Origin of the sequence: Streptomyces sp. NPDC093984 (genome assembly GCF_044764595.1) — a bacterium.
In the GTDB taxonomy this organism is placed as follows: domain Bacteria; phylum Actinomycetota; class Actinomycetes; order Streptomycetales; family Streptomycetaceae; genus Streptomyces; species Streptomyces cynarae.
Window position 1 is genome coordinate 294,717 of record NZ_JBIWIM010000006.1, and the last position, 20,859, is coordinate 315,575.

The following is a 20,859-nucleotide window of genomic DNA, read 5'->3' on the forward strand; positions in this document are numbered from 1 at the left end:
GAAACACGCATTACCTGGAGGAGTCCGACGATGAGCAGCACCGAGAACCCCGCAGCAGGCGGCAGCCGGCCCCGCGGCCCCGTCGACTCGTCCCGCATCCCGCGGTACGCGGGCCCCGCGACCTTCGCCCGGCTGCCCCGCCTCGACGAGGTCGGCACCGCGGACGTCGCCGTGGTCGGCGTGCCGTTCGACTCGGGCGTCTCCTACCGCCCGGGCGCCCGCTTCGGCGGCAACGCGATCCGTGAGGCGTCCCGCCTGCTGCGCCCGTACAACCCGGCGCAGGACGCCTCCCCCTTCGCGCTCGCCCAGGTCGCGGACGGCGGCGACATCGCCGTGAACCCGTTCAACATCCACGAGGCGGTGGAGACCGTCGAGGCCGCCGCCGACGAACTCCTCGGCACCGGCGCCCGCCTGATGACCCTCGGCGGCGACCACACCATCGCGCTCCCGCTGCTCCGCTCGGTGGCCAGGAAGCACGGCCCGGTCGCGCTGCTCCACTTCGACGCCCACCTCGACACCTGGGACACCTACTTCGGCGCGGAGTACACGCACGGCACCCCGTTCCGCCGCGCCGTCGAGGAGGGCATCCTCGACACCTCCGCGCTCTCCCACGTCGGCACCCGCGGCCCGCTCTACGGCAAGCAGGACCTGACCGACGACGAGAAGATGGGCTTCGGCATCGTCACCTCCGCCGACATCTACCGGCGCGGCGCCGACGAGGTCGCCGACCAGCTGCGCCAGCGCATCGGCGACCGCCCGCTGTACATCTCCATCGACATCGACTGCCTCGACCCGGCGCACGCCCCCGGCACCGGCACCCCGGAGGCGGGCGGCATGACCTCCCGCGAACTCCTCGAGATCCTCCGGGGCCTCGCCTCCTGCAACCTGGTCTCGGCGGACGTCGTCGAGGTGGCGCCCGCCTACGACCACGCGGAGATCACGTCGGTGGCCGCGTCCCACACGGCGTACGAACTGACGACGATCATGACCCGCCAGATCGCGGCGGCCCGCACCGGTGAGGAGACCGAGAGCAAGTGACGCACGACCACGACCTGGTACTCAGTCCCACGCCCGCGCAGACCGAGGCCGCACTCAATCCTCCCCCCGGCCGCACCGGCGGAGACCTGGTCGTGGAGACCCTGGCCGGGCTGGGCGCGACGACGGTCTTCGGCCTGCCCGGCCAGCACGCGCTCGGCATGTTCGACGCGCTGCGCCGCTCCGACCTCAGGTACGTCGGGCTGCGGGTGGAGAACAACGCCGGGTTCGCGGCGGACGCGTACGGCCGGATCACCGGTGAGGCGGCACCGCTGCTGCTCTCCACCGGCCCCGGCGCGCTGACGTCCCTGGCGGCGCTCCAGGAGGCCGCGGCGGCGTCGGCGCCCGTGCTGGCCGTCAGCAGCCAGATCCCGACCGCGGGCCTGGGCGGCGGACGCCACGGCTATCTGCACGAACTCCCCGACCAGGCGGCCTCGTTCCGGGGCGTGGTCAAGTCGGTCCACACGGTCCGTACGCAGTCGCAGATCCCGTCGGCGATCGCGCAGGCCTGGAAGTCGGCGCTGACGGTGCCTCACGGCCCGGTGTGGGTGGAGATCCCGCAGGACGTGCTGCTCGCCGAGACACGGCTGCCGGTGGTGACGGCGATGGACGCGACCCCGGACGAGCTGCCGCCGCGTCCGGAGCTGACGGCGGTGGCGGCGGACCTGCTGTCGCGCGCCGACCGCCCGGCGATCATCGCGGGCGGGGGAGTGGTCAGGTCGGACGCGTCCGGAAAGCTGCTGGCGCTCGCCGAGAAGCTGAACGCCCCCGTCGTCACCACCTTCGGCGGCAAGGGCGCCTTCCCCTGGGAGCACCCGCTGTCCCTGCAGTCCTGGCTGGAGGACCGCCACACCACGGACTTCCTCGAGGACGCGGACGTCCTGCTCGTGGTCGGCTCGGGCCTCGGCGAACTCTCCTCGAACTACCACACGTTCAAGCCGCGCGGCCAGGTGATCCAGATCGAGGCGGACCCCGGCAAGCTGGAGTCCAACCACCCGGCCCTCGGCATCCACGCGGACGCCCGCCTGGCGCTGCAGGCGCTGCTGGAGACGGTGGAGGCGCGGGAGGACGAGGGGGCTGAGGAGCGCGTACGGGCGCTGCTCGCGAGGGTGGCCGAGCGGATCGCCTCGCAGGACCTGACCCTGGAACAGCAGGTGCTGGCGTCGGTTCGCCGCGCCCTCCCGGACGGCTCCCCGTCCTTCTGGGACATGACGATCCTGGCCTACTGGGCGTGGTCGGCCTTCGACCCGAAGGCTCCCAACACCATGCACTCCGCGCAGGGAGCGGGCGGTCTCGGCTACGGCTTCCCGGCGGCCCTCGGCGCGGCGGCGGCGGACCCCACGCGCCCCGTCCTGGCGGTGTCCGGCGACGGCGGCGCACTGTACTCCGTCGCGGAACTGGCGACGGCGCGGCAGTACGGCCTCGACGTCACCTGGCTGATCGTCGACGACGGCGGCTACGGCATCCTGCGCGAGTACATGACGGACGCCTTCGGCCAGGCCACGGCGACGGAACTGACCCGCCCCGACTACGTGGCCCTGGCCGAGTCCTTCGGCGTCCCGGGCGTGCGTACGACCCCCGAGGCACTGGAGGCCGACCTGGCGAAGGCCCTGGCGGAACCAGGGCCTTCGGTGGTCGTCCTGCCGGCGCTCCTGCGGATGTTCGCGCCGACGCACCTCAGCTGACGTCGGACGGGTCCAGGCGGTAGAGCGTCGACTGGCTGCTCTGCGACGAGGAGTTCGTCGCTGACGAAGAACTCGACGTAGTGGTCTTGCTGTAGGCGCTCTCCTTGACCGCCGTGCCGTGCTTCTGGACCCAGGACGTCACCGCGGAGCTGAGGTTCGGGGGTGTGCCGCCCATCTCTGCGTTGCCGCCGCCCTGTTGGCCGCCGGGGAAGCCGCCGCTGGGCGCGCCGCCGCCCGGGGCGCCGCCGGCCTCGGCGTTCTGGCCTGGGCCCTGCTGAGTGCCGCCACCCGGCATCCCGCCGTTGCCGGGGCCGGCGTTGCCGCCGAAGCCGCCGCGGTTGCCGCGCGGCCCGCCGCCCATGCCGCCGCCCGTGGAGGGGCCGGCGGTCGGGTTCGTACCGCCCATGCCGCCGCCGCCCGACCGGGACGGCACCGACCATGCGTAGGCCGCCGGGCCCGCGAGCGCCGCGACGACCGCCGCGGCGACGGAGGCAGCCAGGAGCCGGACGCGGTTGCCCGAGCGGAAGACGAACAGGCCGACGACCGCCGCCGCCATGACCACACCGATGGCCGGCCACAGCCAGGTGTTCCCGCCGGAGGCCCGGCGCAGCAGCACGATCGCCCGGACGGCCGTCACGGCCAGTCCCACCGGAAGCACCCACGCCCAGCGCCTGTCGGCGCGGAACGCGCGCAGCAGCATCGCGCCGCCGCCCCCGCACAGGGCCGCGATACCGGGGGCGAGCGCGGTCGTGCAGTACGGGTGCATGGTGCCCTCGGCCATGGCGAAGGTCAGGTAGTGCAGCGCCGTCCAGCCACCCCACAGCAGCAGCGCGGCCCGCGTCAGGTCGGTGCGCGGGGCGCGGCCGCACAGGATCAGGCCGCCGGCGCAGGCGATGGCCGCGAAGGGGATCAGCCAGGAGATCTGGCCGCCCAGGATGTCGTTGAACATGCGGCCGATGCCCGCGCTGCCAGCCAGGTGCCGAAGCCGAACACCTGGCAGGACAGTCCCATGACCATCAGCGCGAGCGGCGGTTTGTCGACGGTGAGGAAGTTGCCCGCGTCCAAGGAGCCGAAGAACCACGCCTTCCAGCTCTGGGTGCCGCTCAGCACGGCCGCGCTGTAGAAGCTGTTCAGGCTCGATCCGGACAGGTTCCAGGAGTACAGCACCGCGGCCAGCGCCAGGATGCCGAGCAACGCCGGCAACGACCAGCGCGGCGCGGCGCCGCTGTCGGGGGACGGACCGTGGGGCGGCCCGGCGGCCGGTGAACCGGGGACCGAGGGGCGGCCGGGGACTTCGGAGCGAGGATGCGTGGCAGAGGTCACCAGTGCACCATGCAGAGACGCCATGGGTACGGACTGTGGTCAGCCTGGGCGTGAGCTGTGGATGGGTGAGAGCCCGGTAAGCGGATGGCAAGTGAGAGGTTCCTCACAGGGGCGCCGTGATTGCGGCCGTGAATCGGCCTGCGAACGACTATGTGAGCGAACTCGCCTACAACTTTCGGACGTTCCCGTGAGTCAATAGGGCACGAGCGTGCCGGGGCGCGCTCTTGTCCATGTAAGAGGATGGTCAACCTCTATGACTCACCGGATATCCGGCAATTTCCCGACATTCCAGAGAGCTCGAGTCCTCGCGGCCGGGCTCGGTGTCGGCATGCTCGTACCGTTCGTGGCGGCCGCCGCACCCGCTGCCGCCGCCACGCCCACCGTCAGCTGCACCTCGGGCAAGGCGGGTCTGGCCGCCAAGCTGCAGAAGGACATCACCTCGGCCCTCGCCGGCCGCCGGGGCACCGTCGCGGTCGGCCTGTACGACCGCTCCACCAACACCACCTGCTCGCTGCGCGGCACGTCCGCCTACGACTCGGCCAGCGTGGTGAAGGTCACCGTGCTCGCCACGCTGCTGTGGGACGCGAAGAAGCACAACCGCTATCTGACGAGCCGTGAGAACAGCCTCGCCACGGCCATGATCACCAAGTCGGACAACAACGCCACCAGCACGCTGTGGAAGCAGCTGGGCCTGACGAAGATCAAGGGCTTCCTCACCGCGGCCGGCATGACCCAGACCAAGCCGGGCGCGAACGGCTACTGGGGCCTGACCCAGATCACCGTGCAGGACGAGCAGAAGCTGCTCAAGCTCCTCACCGCGAAGAACTCCGTGCTGAGCGACAACTCCCGCGCGTACGAGCTGAAGCTGATGGCGAACGTCATCTCCTCGCAGCGCTGGGGCACTCCGGCCGGCGCGCCCTCCGGCGTGGCCGTGCACGTCAAGAACGGCTGGCTGCAGCGCTCCACGCACGGCTGGCGGGTGCACAGCGTCGGCACGTTCAACGGCCGCGGCCACGACTACATGATCACCGTGCTGACCTGGGACAACAGCACGATGAACTACGGCGTCACCACCATCCAGAACGTGGCGAGGGCCATCCACAAGGACCTGGTGCCGACGACGTCCACCACCAGCACGTTCGTGCCCACGAGCACGCCGCAGGAGGCGTACCCGGCGGCCCCCGCGAGCTGACACGGCCGAACCCCCGGTGATCACGAATCCGGTCCGGACGACGCGGCTCTCCTACCCGCCGGTACGAGTCCGAACATTGCGGAGGGATGAAATCCGCTGCTGACGGCGTTGGTGCCTTCCGGTAGACCAGGTCTGAAGGAGGGCACCGGCGTGGCAGAGCACGAGGGGGAGCAGCGCGGCTGGGCGCGGCGACTGGCGGGGTACGCCTGGCGGTACCCCAGGGACGTCGTCCTCGCCCTGGGCTCCTCCCTCGCCGGCATGGCTCTCACGGCCCTGGTGCCCCTGATCACCAAGGTGATCATCGACGACGTCATCGGGAACCACAGCAGGCCCATGGCCCCCTGGGCCGGCGCCCTGATCGGCACGGCCGTCCTCGTCTACGTCCTCACCTACGTCCGCCGCTACTACGGCGGCCGGCTCGCCCTGGACGTCCAGCACGACCTGCGGACGGACATGTACGGGACGATCACCCGGCTGGACGGGCGGCGCCAGGACGAGCTGTCCACCGGCCAGGTGGTCGGCCGCGCCACCAGCGACCTCCAGCTGATCCAAGGCCTGCTCTTCATGCTCCCGATGACGATCGGGAACGTCCTGCTCTTCCTGGTCTCCCTGATGGTCATGGCCTGGCTGTCGCTGCCGCTGACCCTGGTCGCCCTGGCGGTCGCGCCCGCCCTGGGGTTCATCGCCAAGCGCAGCCGGTCCCGGCTGCACCCGGCGACCTGGTACGCCCAGGCCCAGGCCGCCGCCGTGGCGACCGTGGTCGACGGCGCCGTCAGCGGCGTCCGCGTGGTGAAGGGCTTCGGGCAGGAGGAGCAGGAGGCCGGCAAGCTCCGCGAGGTCGGGCGCCGGCTCTTCGCGGGACGCCTGCGGACCATCCGGCTGAACGCCAAGTACACCCCCGCCCTCCAGGCCGTGCCCGCCCTCGGCCAGGTCGCCATGCTGGCGGTCGGCGGCTGGCTCGCGGTGCGGGGGCACATCACGCTCGGCACGTTCGTCGCGTTCTCCTCGTACCTCGCGCAGCTCGTCGGCCCGGTCCGCATGCTCGCCGTGGTCCTCACCGTCGGCCAGCAGGCCCGCGCGGGCGCCGAGCGGGTCCTGGAGCTGATCGACACCGAGCCGTCGCTGAAGGACGGCACCAAGGAACTGCCCGCCGACGCTCCCGCGACCGTCGAGTTCGACGACGTCTCCTTCGCGTACGAGGACGGGCGCCCGGTCCTCGACGGCCTCTCCTTCGAGATCCGCCCCGGCGAGACCCTCGCCGTCGTCGGCTCCTCCGGCTCCGGGAAGTCCACGGTCTCGCTGCTGCTGCCGCGCTTCTACGACGTCACGCACGGTGCCGTCCTCGTCGGCGGCCACGATGTGCGCGAGCTGACCCTGACGTCCCTGCGCGCCGCGATCGGGCTGGTCCCCGAGGACTCGTTCCTCTTCTCGGACACCGTCCGCAACAACATCGCCTACGGCCGCCCCGACGCCACCGACGAGGAGATCGAGCGGGCCGCGCGCGCCGCCCAGGCGGACCGTTTCATCGCCGAGCTGCCCGACGGCTACGGCACCAAGGTCGGCGAGCACGGCCTGACCCTCTCCGGCGGCCAGCGCCAGCGCATCGCGCTCGCCCGCGCCATCCTCGCCGACCCCCGGCTGCTGGTCCTCGACGACGCGACCTCGGCGGTGGACGCCCGCGTCGAGCACGAGATCCACGAGGCCCTGAAGCAGGTCATGGAGGGCCGCACGACCCTGCTGATCGCCCACCGCCGCTCCACCCTGAACCTCGCCGACCGCATCGCGGTCCTCGACGGCGGCCGTCTCGCCGACATCGGCACCCATGAGGAGCTGCAGGAGCGCTCCGCCCTCTACCGTCGCCTCCTCACCGACCCCGACGAGCTGGGCGGTGTCTCCCCCGGCCACGCCCAGCCGGCCGCGCCGGAGGAGGACACCAGCGTCCGGGACGAGCTGGACGCCGAGTTCGACGCCGAGCGCGGCGTCACCCCGCGGCTGTGGACCGGCGACCGCGAACCCAAGGACCACGCCCTCGCCGGCACCCCGGCGACCCCCGAGCTGCTCACCCAGGTCGAGAAGCTGCCTCCGGCCACCGACACCCCGGGCGTCGACGAGGCACGCGCCGTCCGGCCGGAGGAGTCCTACGGCCTCACCCGGCTGCTCCGCGGCTTCGGGCTGCCCCTGCTGGTCAGCCTCGCCCTCGTCGCCGTGGACGCGGGCATGGGGCTGCTGCTGCCGATCCTGATCCGGCACGGCATCGACCAGGGCGTGTCCCGGATGGCCGTCGGCGCGGTCTGGTCCGCGTCCCTGCTGGCGCTGGTCACCGTCCTGATCCAGTGGGCGGCGCAGGTCGGCGAGACCCGGATGACCGGACGCACCGGCGAACGCGTCCTGTACTCCCTGCGGCTGAAGATCTTCGCCCAGCTCCAGCGGCTCGGGCTCGACTACTACGAGCGGGAGCTGACCGGCCGGATCATGACGCGGATGACGACGGACGTCGACGCGCTGTCGACGTTCCTGCAGACGGGGCTGGTGACGGCCTTCGTCTCCGTCGTCACCTTCTTCGGCATCATGGTCGCGCTGCTGGTGATCGACGTACAGCTCGCCCTCGTCGTGTTCGCCACGCTGCCGCCGCTGATCGTGGCGACCGTCTTCTTCCGCCGGGCCAGCGTGAAGGCGTACGAACTCGCCCGCGAGCGGGTCTCGGCGGTCAACGCCGACCTCCAGGAGTCGGTGTCCGGGCTGCGGATCCTGCAGGCGTTCCGGCGCGAGCGGGACGGCGGGCGGCGGTTCGCCGAGGGCAGCGACTCCTACCGCCGGGCGCGCATCCGCGGCCAGTGGCTGATCTCCGTCTACTTCCCGTTCGTGCAGCTGCTGTCGTCGGTGGCCGCGGCGTCCGTGATGATCGCGGGCGCCCACCGGGTGGAGGCCGGGACGCTGACGACGGGTGCCCTGGTCGCGTACCTGCTGTACATCGACCTGTTCTTCGCGCCGGTTCAGCAGCTCTCCCAGGTCTTCGACGGCTACCAGCAGGCCACGGTGTCGCTGGGCCGCATCCAGGAACTCCTCCAGGAGCCCACCGCCACGAAGGCCGCCGAGGAGCCGCTGGAGGTGCTGTCCCTGCGCGGCGACATCACCTTCGAGGGCGTCCACTTCGCCTACGGCAGCGACGAGGAGGCGCTGACCGGCGTGGACCTGACGATCCCGGCCGGGCAGACCGTCGCGTTCGTCGGCGAGACCGGCGCGGGCAAGTCGACCCTGGTCAAGCTCGTCGCCCGGTTCTACGACCCCACGCGCGGCCGGGTGCTGGTCGACGGCACGGATCTGCGCTCGCTGGACCTGACCTCGTACCGGCACCGGCTCGGCGTGGTCCCGCAGGAGGCGTACCTGTTCCAGGGGACCGTCCGGGACGCCATCGCGTACGGGCGTCCGGACGCGACCGACGCCGAGGTGGAGGCCGCGGCGCGGGCGGTCGGCGCGCACGACATGATCGCCCGCCTCGAGGGCGGCTATCTGCACGAGGTGGCAGAGCGGGGCCGCAACCTGTCCGCCGGACAGCGGCAGTTGATCGCGCTGGCCCGCGCGGAGCTGGTGGACCCCGACGTCCTGCTGCTCGACGAGGCGACCGCCGCACTCGACCTGGCCACCGAGGCCCAGGTCAACCAGGCCACGGACCGTCTCGCCGGCCGCCGCACGACCCTGGTCGTGGCGCACCGCCTGACGACTGCTGCCCGCGCCGACCGGGTGGTGGTGATGGACCACGGCCGCGTCGCGGAGGACGGCACCCACGAGGAGCTGCTGCGCCGCGGCGGGCGGTACGCCGAGCTGTGGCGGACGTTCGTGGGGGCGCCGGAACCGGGGCAGGAGGAGCCGGTCGGCTCCTCGGCCTGACGCTCCGTCGAATTCGGGAAATTCTGCGGAGGTTGCCCCAAACGTTCGGAAATATGTGCCTGTGTGCACCACCGCGATGCAACCATCTGCCGTACGCCATGCGTCCGTACATCAGTACGCTCATCGTCGCGGGGAGGGACCACAAAGGTGGACAAGAGTGCGATACGCCGGCGCCTGGCGCTCGGCATGACCGTACTGACGGCGTCCGGGCTGCTCGCGCTGGCGAGCCCGGGGCACGCGGAGGCGGCCGGCTACTGCTCGGGACGCAACGTTCGTACGCTCTCGTTCTCCACCGGCTCCGTGCAGGTCTACAGGCGCGACGGCTATGTGTGCGCGGTGACCTTCGCCAAGCGGGTCTCCGGCAGGAAGACCATGTCGGTGAGCGTGCAGGCGCGCGGCAGCCGTCCCGCGGTCGACATCGGGCAGTACACGCACCACGCCGGGCCCGTCACGGTGCACGCCGGCCACCGGTGCGTGTGGATCCGCGGCTCCGTGGGCTCTGGGTCGGTCAGCTCCGGATGGACCCTCTGCTGACGCGTCCCCGCGCTCACAGCCGCCGGGCGCACCCCACCGGTCTGCTGCCGCCCAGCTGGACGTAGAGCGCCGTCGACGGCGGGCACTGCGAGCGGCGCGCGACCGCCGACGTCACCCTGTACTCGGGCGTGCGCCCGCCCCCGCCGTCGCAGGTCGTCTCCCGGACCTCGCCCTTGCCCGTGCCGTACACGCAGTCCCCGACGATCGTGCGCGGGCCGCCCCCGCCACCGGGGTCGCCCGGGTGCGGCGGCTCCAGGTTCCGCATGCACGCATAGCCGCGCCGCACCGCCCCCGAGGGGCTGATGTGCAGCACGAAGTCCGTGGTCGCGGGGCACGCGGGGCCCTGCGCCGGGTCGCCGTCGTAGCGGGCGACCACCCGGGCGGCGGCCCGTTCGCTCGTGCACGGCACTTCCGTGAAGCTCGTCGTGCCGAAGGAACTGCACTCGTCCACGGCGAGGAACTCGGCGCCGAACCCGGACGGCGCCGGCGACGTGGCACGCCCGCTCGGCCGGTCCCTCGCCGCCCCCGACAACGTCTGGCATCCGGAGAGCCCGCCCACCGTCAGCGCAGCGGCCAGCAGCGCACCCAGCAACGCTCGCGTCCCTCGCATCGCCCCCCCGGTCCACCCCCGTCCAGCGTGGCCCGCGGCCACGGCCCACGCCAGACGTCTCGGGTGCTTTGCGACATTCGGGGGCGGGGTGCCGGGTTCCCGGCGTACGGCTAGTACGACAGCCCGTATCCGATCGGGTACAGCATCCGCGCCGGGTCGTCCGCCCGTTGCACCGGCACCGGCAGCTTCCCGCGCGGCCTCACCCGGCCCGCGATCACCCGTGCCGCGGCACGCAGTTCGACGTCCGTCCAGGAGTACGACGCCAGGAAGGCGCCCACGTCCGGGAGTTGGGCGACGTCATACGGATTCCGGACGGCGAGGGCGATCAGGGGCTTCCCGGTGGCGGCCAGCCGGTTCACCAGCGTCCGCTGGGAACCGGTCGCGCTCACGTTGTACGTGGCCACGACCACGGCGTCCGCGTCTCCCGCCGCCGTCACCGCCTTCGCGATCGTCGCCGCCGAGGGGGCCGTGCCGGTGGACAGCGCGGTCGCCGTGAAGCCCAGCTCGGTCAGGGCGTTCGCCAGGACGGTGGTGGGCGGTCCGTCGGTGCCGGTCGGGGACGCCGGGTCCGCGCCGGCCACCAGAAGCCGGGGGCGGGTTCGGGGCGAGAGCGGCAGCAGACGCTCCTTGTTGACCAGCAGCGTGGTCGTGCGGTCCGCGATGCGGTCGGCGGTGCGCAGATGCTCCGGGGCGCCGACGGTCCGCTCGACGCCGGCCCCGGTCACGTACGGCCGGTCCAGCAGCCCCAGCTTCGCCTTCAGGCGCAGGATGCGCAGCAGCGACTCGTCCAGCCGGGCCTCGGTCAGCTCGCCGCCCCGCACCGCGTCCAGCACCGCGTTCCAGGCGAGGTCCAGGTTCGGCGGGTTCAGCAGCTGGTCGACCCCCGCCTTGAGGGCGAGCACGGGCACACGGTCGTCGCCGTACTTCTGCCGTACGCCCTCCATGCCGAGCGAGTCGGTCACCACGACCCCGTCGTAGCCGAGCTCCTCGCGCAGGATGCCGGTGACGATGGGACGGGAGAGCGTCGCGGGGTCGCCCGAGTCGTCGAGCGCGGGCACCATGATGTGCGCGGTCATGACGGCGTCGATCCCGGCCCGGACCGCCGCCCGGAACGGCACGGCGTCCAGCCTCTCCCACAGTTCGCGGCTGTGCGTGATGACCGGGAAGCCGTAGTGGCTGTCGACGGCGGTGTCGCCGTGGCCCGGGAAGTGCTTGGCGGTCGCCGCGACGCGGGAGGACTGATAGCCCCTCACCTCCGCGGCGACCAGGCCCGCCACCGCCTCCGGGTCGGCACCGAAGGACCGGACGCCGATGACCGGGTTGGCCGGGTTGACGTTCACGTCGGCGTCGGGGGAGTAGTCCTGGCGGATGCCGAGGGCGCGCAGCTCGGCACCGGCGATCCGGCCCAGCGTCTGCGCGTCGGCCCGGGAGCCACCGGCTCCGATCGCCATCGCGCCCGGGAACAGGGTCGCGGGCCTGCCCACGCGGGCGACGATCCCGTGCTCCTGGTCGGTGGCGATGAGCACGGGCAGTCCGCGGGGCTGGTCGAGCGACGCCTTCTGGATGCCGTTGGACAGTTCGGCGATCTGCCGGGGATCGCGGGTGTTGTGCGCCCAGGTGAAGTAGATGATGCCGCCGACGCGGTACCTGGCGATCAGCTCGGCGGCCGTGCGGACGCCGATCTCCTTGAGGTTGGCGTCGATGTCGGCCTGGTCGGGGGCGGTCGCCGAGTGGCCGTAGACCCGCATCACGAAGAGCTGGCCGGCCTTCTCCTCGAGCGACATGCGGGAGATCAGGCCCTTGAGCCGTTCATCGTCGTACCCGGCGGCACGAGCGGCGCCCGGGGTGAGGGCGAGGGCCGCCGTCAGGCCCGCGGTGGCGGCGAGGACGGTGCGTCTGGAGGGCTGTGCGGTGCTTCCCGTGCCGGAGTCGTGCACGTGCGCTCCTTCCGGAGGAGAACGCTGAAGGAAACTTCCGAGGAGTCACCAATATCCGGGAAGTTTCTGCCGGTCAAGGCGCCGCACATGAGGTAGCGCACATAAGGGGCCGCCATCGGCGCTGTTGGAGGGGGGCGCGCCGATGGCGGCGTGCTGCCGGCCGCGTGCGGCGGAGAGGGTGGTCAGCGATCGCAGCCAGCAGCGAGGCCGACACCGCAGCGCGGAGACTCTTCCGGCAACCTGCCCATGGGACGAAGGCGCACCGGGTCGGGTTCCCGGAAACGGCCGGACGCCGGAAGTCGGTACGCGGGTGGTCAGCGGGGCGTGTGCGCCGACACCGTGGGCCAGTGGTGCTGGAGGGTGCGTACGGTCTCGGCGATCGCCGGCCGCCGGGCCGCTCCCCTGCGCCACAGCGCGTACAGATGCCGTACGGGCATGGGGTCCAGGGGCACCTCGACGACCCCCTCGGGCAGCGGGCCCCGGCCCAGCCGCGGGATCAGGGCGATACCGAGTCCGGCGGCGACCAGGGCGACCAGGGTCGGGTTCTCGTCGGCCTGGTGGACCACCTCGGGCTCGTGCCCGGCGGCGCGCAGCGTCCGCACCAGCCACTCGTGGCAGACCCGGCCCGGCGGCTGGCAGATCCACCGCTCACCGCCCAGCTCCTCGCGGCGCACCGCCGTCCGCTCGGCGAAACGGTGGCCGGCGGGCACGAGCAGATCGCACAGGTCGTCTCCGATGACCGCCTGTTCCACCCCCTCCGGGGCGGGCAGCGGCGCGATGTCCCAGTCGTGCGCCACGGCGACGTCCACCACGCCCTTGGCCACCAGGTCGACGGACAGATGCGGGTCCACCTCGGTCAGCCGGGTGTCCAGGGCGGGATGCCGGCGCGCCAGATCCGCGAGCACCCCCGGCATCAGCCCCCGCGCCGCCGACGCGAACGCCGCCACCGTCAGCCGCCCGGCGGGCAACCCCCGCCGCTCCTCCAGCTCGGTCTCGGCGCGCTCCACGATCGCCATCAACTCCTGTGCCGTGGCGGCCAGCTGCAGAGCCTCGTCGGTGAGCCGTACGCCGCGCCCCTCCCGTTCGAGCAGCACGGTCCTGGTCTCCCGCTCCAGCTTGGCGATCTGCTGGGAGACCGCGGACGGGGTGTAGCCGAGCGCGGTGGCCGCGGCGCCGACCGTGCCGTGGACGGAGACGGCGTGCAGGGCGCGCAGGCGTTGAAGATCGAGCAAGACGGCCCCCTGGTGTTAGAGATGCTTCATCCAACCATGCAGCAATCATCGCTGGTGCTTCACGGTTGCCGGACGTGATGCTCGACGCATGCGACCCGCACACCTGTCTCTCGCCGTCCTCGTCGCCGCCGTCTGGGGCGTCAACTTCACCGTCATCGAACTCGGCCTCGGCCACTTCCCGCCGCTGCTGTTCTCGGCCCTGCGCTTCCTGGCCGCGGCCGTCCCCGCCGTCTTCCTCGTGGGCCGCCCCAAGGTGGCGTGGAAGTGGATCGTGGCGGTGGGCCTGGTGCTGGGCGTGGCGAAGTTCGGGCTGCTGTTCCTCGGCATGGCCGCCGGGATGCCCGCCGGCCTGTCCTCGCTGGTCCTCCAGATCCAGGCCGTGTTCACGGCGCTCATGGCCTTCGCACTCCTCGGCGAACGCCCCACGCGCCTGAGGGCGCTGGGCATGGCGGTGGCGCTCGGCGGCGTCGCCCTCGCGGCCGTCGACGAGGGAACGGCCGGTCCGCTCGGCGCGTTCGCCCTGGTCATAGTCGCGGCGGCCTGCTGGGGTCTGTCCAACGTCCTCACCCGCAAGGCGTCCCCTCCGGACCCCCTGAACTTCATGGTGTGGGTGAGCACGGTGCCGGTCCTGCCCCTGCTCTCCCTGTCCCTCCTCACCGAGGGCCCCTCCCGGGACCTCGCCGCGCTGCGCGCCCTCGACTGGCAGGGCGCCGGCATCGTCCTCTACGTCGCCTGGATCACCACGGTCTTCGGCTTCGGCGCCTGGGGCTGGCTGCTGCGCCGTCACCCCGCGTCCACGGTCGCCCCGTTCTCCCTCCTGGTCCCGGTCTTCGGCATGTCGTCAGCGGCCCTTTTCCTGGGCGAACCGATCAGCCCCCTGCGCTGGGCCGCGGCGGCACTGCTGGTGGGCGGGGTGGCGCTGACGTCCCTGGCACCGGCGAAGAGGGGCCGTTCGAAGGGGGTTCGTTCGAAGGAGGTCCAGTCGGCGGACGCCTCGGCACGCGAGCCGGTCAGCGAGCCGGCGTGAACGCGTACCAGTAGTCGAGATCCCCGGTTCCACGTCGCGTTGCCACCAGCGTTCGGTATGAGGCGTGGGCGAAGCTGCGGCGCGCCTCCCGAGTCACCGGCGGTAGGGCGCCGCGGGCCGCCGTGGGATCCGGCTCAGTCGCGGATCTCGACGTGTGCGAGGAGGTCGCCCTGGCCGCCGCCTATGAGATGGACGACGCCAAGGCCGGCCAGGCGGAGGGTCTGGCCGTCACGGATGCCCGGAGGGACGCGGACGGTGTGACGACCGTCCAGCGTCTCCAGGGCGAGAGTGCCTCCCGTCGACGCCAGCGTGCGCGGAACGATCAGGTTGCGGTGCAGGTCGTCGCCCTTCCGCCGGAAGACCGGGTGCGGACGCTCCACGATTTCGACGTAGAGGTCCCCTGGCCGTCCGCCACCGGGGCCGACCTCTCCTTCGCCGGCGAGCTGGATCCTGGTTCCGTTCTCGACGCCTGCCGGAATCTTGAGGGTGAGCGTGCGGCGGGCGCGGACCCGGCCCTCGCCGGCGCATCCGGGGCACGGGTGGGGCAGGAGCGTGCCGTACCCGTCACACGAGCGGCAAGGCTCCGACGTGACGGTCTGGCCGAGAAAGCTCCGCCGGGTCTTCGTCGTCCGGCCGCCTCCTTCGCAGGCGTCGCATTCCTCGGGCCGGGTTCCCTTCGCCGTACCCGAACCCGTACAGCTCGCGCACACGATGGCGGTGTCGACCTGTATGTCCTTCGTCGTACCGAACGCGGCCTCCGGCAGGTCGAGTTCGACGCGGATCAGCGCGTCCCGGCCGTGGCGGGTACGGGACCGGGGGTACTGCTCCTCCGGCTGCTGACCGGTGTCGGCTCCGGCCTCGGGCGCCGTTGCCGGCCTGGAACTCGTATGCCCTTCGCCCTCGCCGGTCTCCGCACCTCCTGTGCGGGTGCGGGTCTTCGGCCGTCCGAAGAGGGTGCTGGTCTTCGCATCTCCGAAGAGGCCGTCCATGACGTCCGCGAGGGTCTGGTCTTCCGACCCGGCCGCAACCCGGGGCGGCGTCTCGGGCCGAGGGGGGATGTGCGCCTCCCGCACGGGCGGGACCTCGCGGCCCCGCACACGCCCCCGCTCGCCGACCGCCCGCGCGATGGTCACCTGATATTCCAGGTCGGCCCACATCCGAGGCCGCTGTCTCACCCCGTCGCGGTGCAGGGACTCGTACACGTAGTCGTACAACTCGGTGACCGTGATCCGGCCGTCCCGGTTCAGGTCGGCGGCTCCCGTACCCAGCCCCTCGATCAGCGCGCCGGTGAACCGCGAGGGCTGCGGCACCTTCGACTCGACCCGCTCGCCCTCCCAGGCGTACTCGGTCCGGCTTGTCGCGGTCAGGATGGCCCTGCCGTGGCCGCTGAGTTCCTCGCGCACGTGGATCTGGTCGTCGCCCTTCGCGCCGGGCAGGAAGGCTCCGCTGTAGCAGCAGTCGAGCAGGACGATGATGGTGCGGGCCCGGCAGCGTTCCATGCGGTCGCGCAGGAAGGCGGCCGGGATCGCGGTCGAGGCGGGCAGGTCGCGGTCCGTGTCGCGGGCGGCGAAGTACAGGTGGCCCTCGTCGTCCTTGATGCCGTGGCAGGACACGTGCAGGAGAAGCAGGTCGTCGCGGCTGCGGTCGCGGAAGAAGCGCTCCAGTGCGCGCATCGCTTCATGGGCCCGGGCGTCCTTCACCTGCTCGGTGCGGAACCCGCCGATGAGGGGGTCGGCGAGTACGGCGGCGAGCCCGGCGCAGTCCTGGCCGGGGGAGCGCAGGGTGCTGAGCGTTCGGTCGTCGTACGTGCCGGTCGCGATGAGGAGCGCGTCCCTGCGGCCCTTGCCGAGGGGGAAGTCGGTCATGACGCGGCCTAATTCCGAGCGGCGGGGAGTTCTCCGGTGCCTTCCGGTTCTCGGCTTCCTTCCGGTTCTCCGGTACCCCCCGTGATTCCGGCCGCTTCGGCGGGTGCGGTCGGGGTCTCGCCGGCCCCGGGCCGGGTCCGGACCCCCTCCAGGAAGGCGTCCACCAGACGCCGCTGCTGCTCGGGGGAGGCGTGACCGAGTTCAAGGGTGCGGCCGTCGATGTCGAACTTGACCGTGCGCACCGGGCGGTTCTGCATCCAGGTCTCCACCAGACGCAGCATGGGCCGCAGGACGGCGGGCGCGAGACTGACGGCCAGAGCGCCGACCGCGATGAGATCACCTGGCTTGGCGCCCTCGGGTGCCGGTGCGCCGGACCGCTCCACCCGGACGTCGTCCAGATCGAGCTCGAGCAGCCGTCGCCTCAACTGCAGGGTGAGCTCGTCGAGCTCCTCCTGGTCCACGTCGGCCGCACCGCACAAGACCAGACGCATGCTGCTGGCTGCCGCCATGTCGTCCCCCTGTTCAACAGCGGCTTCCAGTGTATGGGGGAATGGGAAAGCCGTTGGGGGAAGGGGCAGTTGGGCCTCTCGTTTCTTTGCGAGTGTCGTGCTTGCGTGGGCCGAGTCAGCGTGCTTCACGCGATCGTCCGCGAGCGCCGGCCCTACTGGACCAGCCCGCCTCTCCGTCTCGTGGCTCGACCTCAGCATCACCGGTGCGGACCGGAGCTTTTGGTGTTCCGAATCTCGGTCGACGACCCCGGTCGCGTACGAAAGACTTTCCATGGGCTTTCGCGAGGTGTTCGCGGAGCTGTGGGCGGGTTGCCGAACCGAGGGAGCTGCAGAGCGTTGACGTATCTGCTGGAGGGGCCGGTACTGGAGGGTGCCCTTGTGCGCCTGGAGCCGCTGGAGCACCGGCACGCGGCCGACCTGGCGGTGGCGGCGGAGGAGGATCGCGACACGTACGCGTTCACGTGGGTGCCGAGGGCGGACGAGGTCGGGGCGTACATCGACGCCCAGCTCGGCCGCGCGGCGGCGGGCTGGGTCGCCCCGTACGCGCAGATCTCCCTTTCCACGGGGCGCGCGGTCGGTGCCACGGCGTATTTGGACCCGCGCTCCTGGCACACGGACGACCGACTCGACGCCATCGAGGTCGGCTTCACCTGGCTCGCCCGCTCCGCCCAGGGCACGGGCGTCAACGCGGAGGCCAAACTCCTGTTGTTCCGCCACGCGTTCGAGCAGTGGGACGTGGCCCGCGTCGACCTGAAGACCGACGCCCGCAACAACCGCTCCCGCGCGGCGATCCAGAGTGTCGGCGCCCGCTTCGAGGGCGTCCTGCGCAACTGGTCCCGCTCCTGGGCACCGGGCGAGGAGGACCGGCTCCGGGACTCCGCGATCTACTCGATCACGGCGGAGGAGTGGCCGGAGTGCCGCTCGCTGCTGGAGGCGCGGGTGGCGAGGAAGTCGGCCCGGGCGGCGGGGGAGACGGTGAGGTAGGGGCGGTCCGGGCAAAGCTTCGCGCGGGGGCCCGGCTGGGGGTGGGGTGGGTGCGGGCTGTCAGTGCAACACAATCGGCGGATCTGTCGCACTCCGGGAGGCGGCAGGCAGGGCTCGGGTGGGCCGAGCGTCGCTGAGTGGGGTGGATCCGATCAAGGCGTTCGAGAACTGGACCTGCCGGTGCCGATCGGAAACGATCGCCGCATGAGCGCCTACCTCATCCTCCACGGCTGGCAGAACCACCGCCCGAAGGACCACTGGCAGCACTGGCTGGCCGACCGGCTCACCGAACTCGGCCACCACGTCACCTATCCGCAGCTGCCCGACCCCGACGATCCCGAACCGGAGGTGTGGCTCGCGGAGTTGGCCCGCCACCTGGACGAGTTGCCGGGCGCGGGCCCGGAGCGTGTCGTCGTCGCCCACAGCCTGTCCGCCGTGCTGTGGGTGCACGCCGTGGCGCGCGGGGTGAAGGGCCTCGACGTGGACCGCGTGCTGCTCGTCGCCCCGCCGTCCGCCTCCGTCCTCGTACGGCTCCCGGAGGTGGCGGCCTTCGCCCCGCCGCCCCTGGACGGTCTGACGCCGCCCGGCCCCACCCGTCTCGTCGCCGGCGACGACGACCCGTACTGCCCGGAGGGCGCGCGCACCGCCTTCGGTGACCCCCTCGGCATCCCGACGGAGCTCATCCCCGGCGCCGCCCATCTCGACCTGGACGCCGGTTACGGCCCCTGGCCCGCCGTACTGGAGTGGTGCCTGGACGGCTCGGCACGCCTCACGGCACGTCCCGCGTAGTCCGGTCGCGCGGCGTACGGCCAGGCTCATGAGCCGGCGGCGGGTCGCATGTCGCGGGGCGCGGCGCGTGAGGCCGACGGACGCCCTGTCCGGCGGCCACCGGACAACGGCGGCCACCGGACAGGGGCGCGGCCTGCGCCGACTCGTCGGGCCGACTCCCTACGCCGACTCGTTCAGCAGCCGCGCCAGGTGCTCCCGCCCCGCGTCCAGCAGCTCCGGCAGTGGTGTCGCCGACTCGTACCAGCGCTTCTCGTACTCCCAGCACAGCCAGCCGTCCCAGCCGTGGCGGGAGAGGACCTCCACGCACTCGGCGAGCGGGAGGACACCGGAGCCGAGCGGCAGCGGTGTCTTGTCGTCGGCGGACGCGATGTCCTTGACCTGGACGTAGCCGAGGTAGGGGGACAGCGCCGCATACGTCTCCTGCGGCTGCTCGCCGCCCAGCCAGGTGTGCATCACGTCCCACAGCGCGCCCGCGTTCCGGTGGCCGACCGTGCCGAGGACACGCAGGGCGTCCGCGCCGGTGCGGTGCGAGTCGTGCGTCTCCAGCAGGATCCGTACACCGGCGTCGGCGGCGTACTCGGCGGCGGTGCCCAGGCGCCGGGCGGCCGTCGCGTCGGCCTCCTCCGGGCTCTGCTCGGTGCCGCCGCCGGGGAAGACGCGGACGAAGGGGGCGCCCACGTCGCGGGCCAGGCCGAGGAGGTCGCGGATCTCCGCCAGGACCGGCGCGTCGTCACCGGGCGCGGCCACGCGTGCGTACCCCGCGAGCCCCAGGATCTCGACACCGGCCGCCTTGAACGCGGCGGCCGCGTCGGCCCGTTCGGCGGGGCCGATGCCCGGGTGCACGGGCTCGTCGGGATGCGCGCGCAGTTCGACACCGTGGTAGCCGTGGGTGGCCGCGAGGTGGACCACATCGGGTATGGGCAGGCCGGGGACACCGAGGGTGGAGAACGCGAGCTTCATGCTCATGGACCCTACTCGGCACGTGTGGGGAGCGCCCGTCGGCGACACTCGGGCGCGCCCCGGCCGCGCGGCGCGCCCGAGAACCCCGTACGCGCCCGAGGACCCCGTACGCGCCTACCCCCGGGGCGCCCCCGTGGAACCCCGCACCATCAACTCGCCCCGCACCGTCGCGATCCCGCCCGGCGGGGGCTCCTCGCGTCCCATCGCGATACGGCCCGCGCGGGCCCCCGCCTCCGAGAGCGGGAGGCGGACCGTCGTCAGGGCCGGCACCGCGTCGATCGCGAACGGGAGGTCGTCGAAGCCCGCCACCGACACGTCGTCGGGGATGCGCAGCCCGGAGTCCCGCAGCGCCGCGCACGCGCCCAGCGCCACCGTGTCGTTCGCGGCGACGATCGCCGTGAGCGACGGGTCCCGGCGCAGCAGTTCCAGCGTCGCCTCGTAACCGGCCCGGCGGTCGTAGCGGCCGTGCACCGTCAGGCGCGGGTCGTCCTCGATCCCGGCGGCGGCCAGCGCCTCCCGGTGACCCTCCAGGCGGTGCCGCGTCGTCGTGCGCTCCTCCGGGCCGGCGATGTAGCCGAGCCGCCGGTGCCCGAGCCCGATCAGGTGCTCGGTGAGCTGCCGGCCGCCGCCGCGGTTGTCGAAGGTGAGGGCGATCGCCTCGGGCGCCGGCGGCCGGCCGCACAGCACCACCCGGGTCCCCGCCGCCGCGAGCTTGCGCAGCTTCGCGCCCACGGCCTCCACATGCGCGCTGACCTCCACGGCGCCACCGGTGAGCACCACGGCCGCCGCCCGCTGCCGCTGCAGCAGCGTCAGATACGTCAGCTCCCGCTCCGGCGAGCCGCCCGTGTTGCACACCACGGCCAGCCGTTCGCCGCCGGCCCGCCCGCCCGGGCCCCCGATCTCCGACTGGATCGCGCTCGCCATGATCCCGAAGAAGGGGTCGGCGATGTCGTTGACCAGGATCCCGACCAGATCGGAGGTGGCCGCCGCCAGCGAGCTCGCCGGGCCGTTGAGGACGTAGTCCAGCTCGTCCACCGCGCGCAGCACCCGCTCCCGGGTCGACGCCGCCACGGGATAGTTCCCGTTCAGCACGCGCGACACGGTGGCGGGCGACACCTGCGCGCGCGCCGCCACGTCCGCCAGGGTCACCGTCATCGTCGTCGTCCTCCGGTCGCGTGTCTCGTCGTACCCGTCGTGCCCGGCGGTGTCCGTCGTGTCCGTCCACCGACATCCACCGGCATCCGCCGAGATCCATCTACAGCTCTACAGACACCCGTGTACAGGCCCGC

At 72.6% G+C, this 20,859-nt stretch carries 14 protein-coding genes and 3 pseudogenes; 8 read left to right on the forward strand and 9 right to left on the reverse strand.

Going from position 1 to position 20,859, the window contains the following annotated elements; all coding sequences use genetic code 11:
- Nucleotides 1-30 precede the first annotated feature (30 nt).
- Together speB and ACIRC0_RS23270 are read left to right on the forward strand one after the other, a co-directional pair.
- On the forward strand, nucleotides 31-1,038 hold the full coding sequence (speB, locus tag ACIRC0_RS23265) for an agmatinase (RefSeq protein ID WP_403618563.1): 1,008 nt from the start codon (nucleotides 31-33) through the stop codon (nucleotides 1,036-1,038).
- Nucleotides 1,035-2,720, forward strand: a complete 1,686-nt coding sequence (locus ACIRC0_RS23270) for a thiamine pyrophosphate-binding protein (RefSeq protein WP_403618566.1) — start codon at nucleotides 1,035-1,037, stop codon at nucleotides 2,718-2,720. The genes speB and ACIRC0_RS23270 overlap by 4 nt, the downstream gene beginning before the upstream one ends.
- Here ACIRC0_RS23270 and ACIRC0_RS23275 read toward each other — a convergent pair.
- Nucleotides 2,713-4,043, reverse strand: a pseudogene (locus ACIRC0_RS23275) (hypothetical protein). The gene ACIRC0_RS23270 and the pseudogene ACIRC0_RS23275 sit on opposite strands and share 8 nt — an antisense overlap.
- 328 nt (nucleotides 4,044-4,371) lie before the next feature.
- Between ACIRC0_RS23275 and ACIRC0_RS23280 the strand changes: the two are divergent.
- From ACIRC0_RS23280 to ACIRC0_RS23290, 3 genes are all read left to right on the forward strand, one after another.
- Nucleotides 4,372-5,235: a serine hydrolase gene (locus tag ACIRC0_RS23280; protein WP_403618569.1), complete on the forward strand. Its 864-nt coding sequence runs from the start codon at nucleotides 4,372-4,374 to the stop codon at nucleotides 5,233-5,235.
- 150 nt (nucleotides 5,236-5,385) lie between these two features.
- Nucleotides 5,386-9,123, forward strand: a complete 3,738-nt coding sequence (locus tag ACIRC0_RS23285; protein WP_403618572.1) for an ABC transporter ATP-binding protein — start codon at nucleotides 5,386-5,388, stop codon at nucleotides 9,121-9,123.
- 147 nt (nucleotides 9,124-9,270) lie between these two features.
- Nucleotides 9,271-9,657, forward strand: a complete 387-nt coding sequence (locus ACIRC0_RS23290; RefSeq protein WP_403618575.1) for a hypothetical protein — start codon at nucleotides 9,271-9,273, stop codon at nucleotides 9,655-9,657.
- A 13-nt stretch (nucleotides 9,658-9,670) separates the two neighbouring features.
- Here ACIRC0_RS23290 and ACIRC0_RS23295 read toward each other — a convergent pair whose 3' ends face one another.
- The 3 genes from ACIRC0_RS23295 to ACIRC0_RS23305 form a co-directional block, all read right to left on the reverse strand.
- A complete protein-coding gene (locus tag ACIRC0_RS23295) occupies nucleotides 9,671-10,267 on the reverse strand; it encodes a hypothetical protein (RefSeq protein ID WP_403618578.1) in 597 nt (198 codons plus the stop codon).
- 110 nt (nucleotides 10,268-10,377) lie between these two features.
- Entirely contained in the window at nucleotides 10,378-12,204 is a 1,827-nt protein-coding gene (locus ACIRC0_RS23300) for a glycoside hydrolase family 3 protein (protein ID WP_403618580.1), read from the reverse strand.
- A gap of 314 nt (nucleotides 12,205-12,518) precedes the next feature.
- A complete protein-coding gene (locus ACIRC0_RS23305) occupies nucleotides 12,519-13,436 on the reverse strand; it encodes a LysR family transcriptional regulator (protein ID WP_403618583.1) in 918 nt (305 codons plus the stop codon).
- Nucleotides 13,437-13,524: 88 nt separating this feature from the next.
- Here ACIRC0_RS23305 and ACIRC0_RS23310 point away from each other — a divergent pair, with 88 nt between their 5' ends.
- A complete protein-coding gene (locus tag ACIRC0_RS23310; protein ID WP_403618586.1) occupies nucleotides 13,525-14,463 on the forward strand; it encodes an EamA family transporter in 939 nt (312 codons plus the stop codon).
- Between the two features lie 143 nt (nucleotides 14,464-14,606).
- Here the strand turns inward: ACIRC0_RS23310 and ACIRC0_RS23315 are convergent.
- From ACIRC0_RS23315 to ACIRC0_RS23325, 3 genes and pseudogenes are all read right to left on the reverse strand, one after another.
- A pseudogene (locus ACIRC0_RS23315) lies at nucleotides 14,607-15,281 on the reverse strand (DnaJ C-terminal domain-containing protein); the annotation flags it as partial.
- A 339-nt stretch (nucleotides 15,282-15,620) separates the two neighbouring features.
- Nucleotides 15,621-16,328, reverse strand: a pseudogene (locus ACIRC0_RS23320) (caspase domain-containing protein); the annotation flags it as partial.
- A gap of 8 nt (nucleotides 16,329-16,336) precedes the next feature.
- Complete coding sequence (locus ACIRC0_RS23325) at nucleotides 16,337-16,837, reverse strand: hypothetical protein (RefSeq protein ID WP_403618589.1); 501 nt, start codon at nucleotides 16,835-16,837, stop codon at nucleotides 16,337-16,339.
- Nucleotides 16,838-17,173: 336 nt separating this feature from the next.
- Between ACIRC0_RS23325 and ACIRC0_RS23330 the strand changes: the two genes are divergently transcribed.
- Together ACIRC0_RS23330 and ACIRC0_RS23335 are read left to right on the forward strand one after the other, a co-directional pair.
- Entirely contained in the window at nucleotides 17,174-17,821 is a 648-nt protein-coding gene (locus tag ACIRC0_RS23330) for a GNAT family N-acetyltransferase (protein WP_403618591.1), read from the forward strand.
- Nucleotides 17,822-18,025: 204 nt separating this feature from the next.
- On the forward strand, nucleotides 18,026-18,610 hold the full coding sequence (locus ACIRC0_RS23335; RefSeq protein ID WP_403618594.1) for an RBBP9/YdeN family alpha/beta hydrolase: 585 nt from the start codon (nucleotides 18,026-18,028) through the stop codon (nucleotides 18,608-18,610).
- A 159-nt stretch (nucleotides 18,611-18,769) separates the two neighbouring features.
- On the opposite strand, the gene ACIRC0_RS23340 is transcribed toward ACIRC0_RS23335, so the two are convergent.
- Both ACIRC0_RS23340 and ACIRC0_RS23345 read right to left on the reverse strand, forming a co-directional pair.
- Nucleotides 18,770-19,570 carry a sugar phosphate isomerase/epimerase family protein gene (locus ACIRC0_RS23340; RefSeq protein ID WP_403619081.1) on the reverse strand — a complete coding sequence of 267 codons (801 nt, stop codon included), beginning with the start codon at nucleotides 19,568-19,570 and terminating at the stop codon, nucleotides 18,770-18,772.
- A gap of 114 nt (nucleotides 19,571-19,684) precedes the next feature.
- Nucleotides 19,685-20,725 carry a LacI family DNA-binding transcriptional regulator gene (locus tag ACIRC0_RS23345; RefSeq protein ID WP_403618596.1) on the reverse strand — a complete coding sequence of 347 codons (1,041 nt, stop codon included), beginning with the start codon at nucleotides 20,723-20,725 and terminating at the stop codon, nucleotides 19,685-19,687.
- Nucleotides 20,726-20,859 lie beyond the last annotated feature (134 nt).

Excerpts from the sequence above, each read along its gene's own strand:
- ACIRC0_RS23345 (WP_403618596.1), bottom strand. The coding sequence starts at position 20,725 with ATGACGGTGACCCTGGCGGACGTGGCGGCGCGCGCGCAGGTGTCGCCC.
- ACIRC0_RS23335 (WP_403618594.1), top strand. The coding sequence starts at position 18,026 with ATGAGCGCCTACCTCATCCTCCACGGCTGGCAGAACCACCGCCCGAAG.
- speB (WP_403618563.1), top strand. The coding sequence starts at position 31 with ATGAGCAGCACCGAGAACCCCGCAGCAGGCGGCAGCCGGCCCCGCGGC.
- ACIRC0_RS23280 (WP_403618569.1), top strand. The coding sequence starts at position 4,372 with ATGCTCGTACCGTTCGTGGCGGCCGCCGCACCCGCTGCCGCCGCCACG.
- ACIRC0_RS23325 (WP_403618589.1), bottom strand. The coding sequence starts at position 16,837 with ATGGCGGCAGCCAGCAGCATGCGTCTGGTCTTGTGCGGTGCGGCCGAC.
- ACIRC0_RS23295 (WP_403618578.1), bottom strand. The coding sequence starts at position 10,267 with ATGCGAGGGACGCGAGCGTTGCTGGGTGCGCTGCTGGCCGCTGCGCTG.
- ACIRC0_RS23310 (WP_403618586.1), top strand. The coding sequence starts at position 13,525 with ATGCGACCCGCACACCTGTCTCTCGCCGTCCTCGTCGCCGCCGTCTGG.
- ACIRC0_RS23340 (WP_403619081.1), bottom strand. The coding sequence starts at position 19,570 with ATGAAGCTCGCGTTCTCCACCCTCGGTGTCCCCGGCCTGCCCATACCC.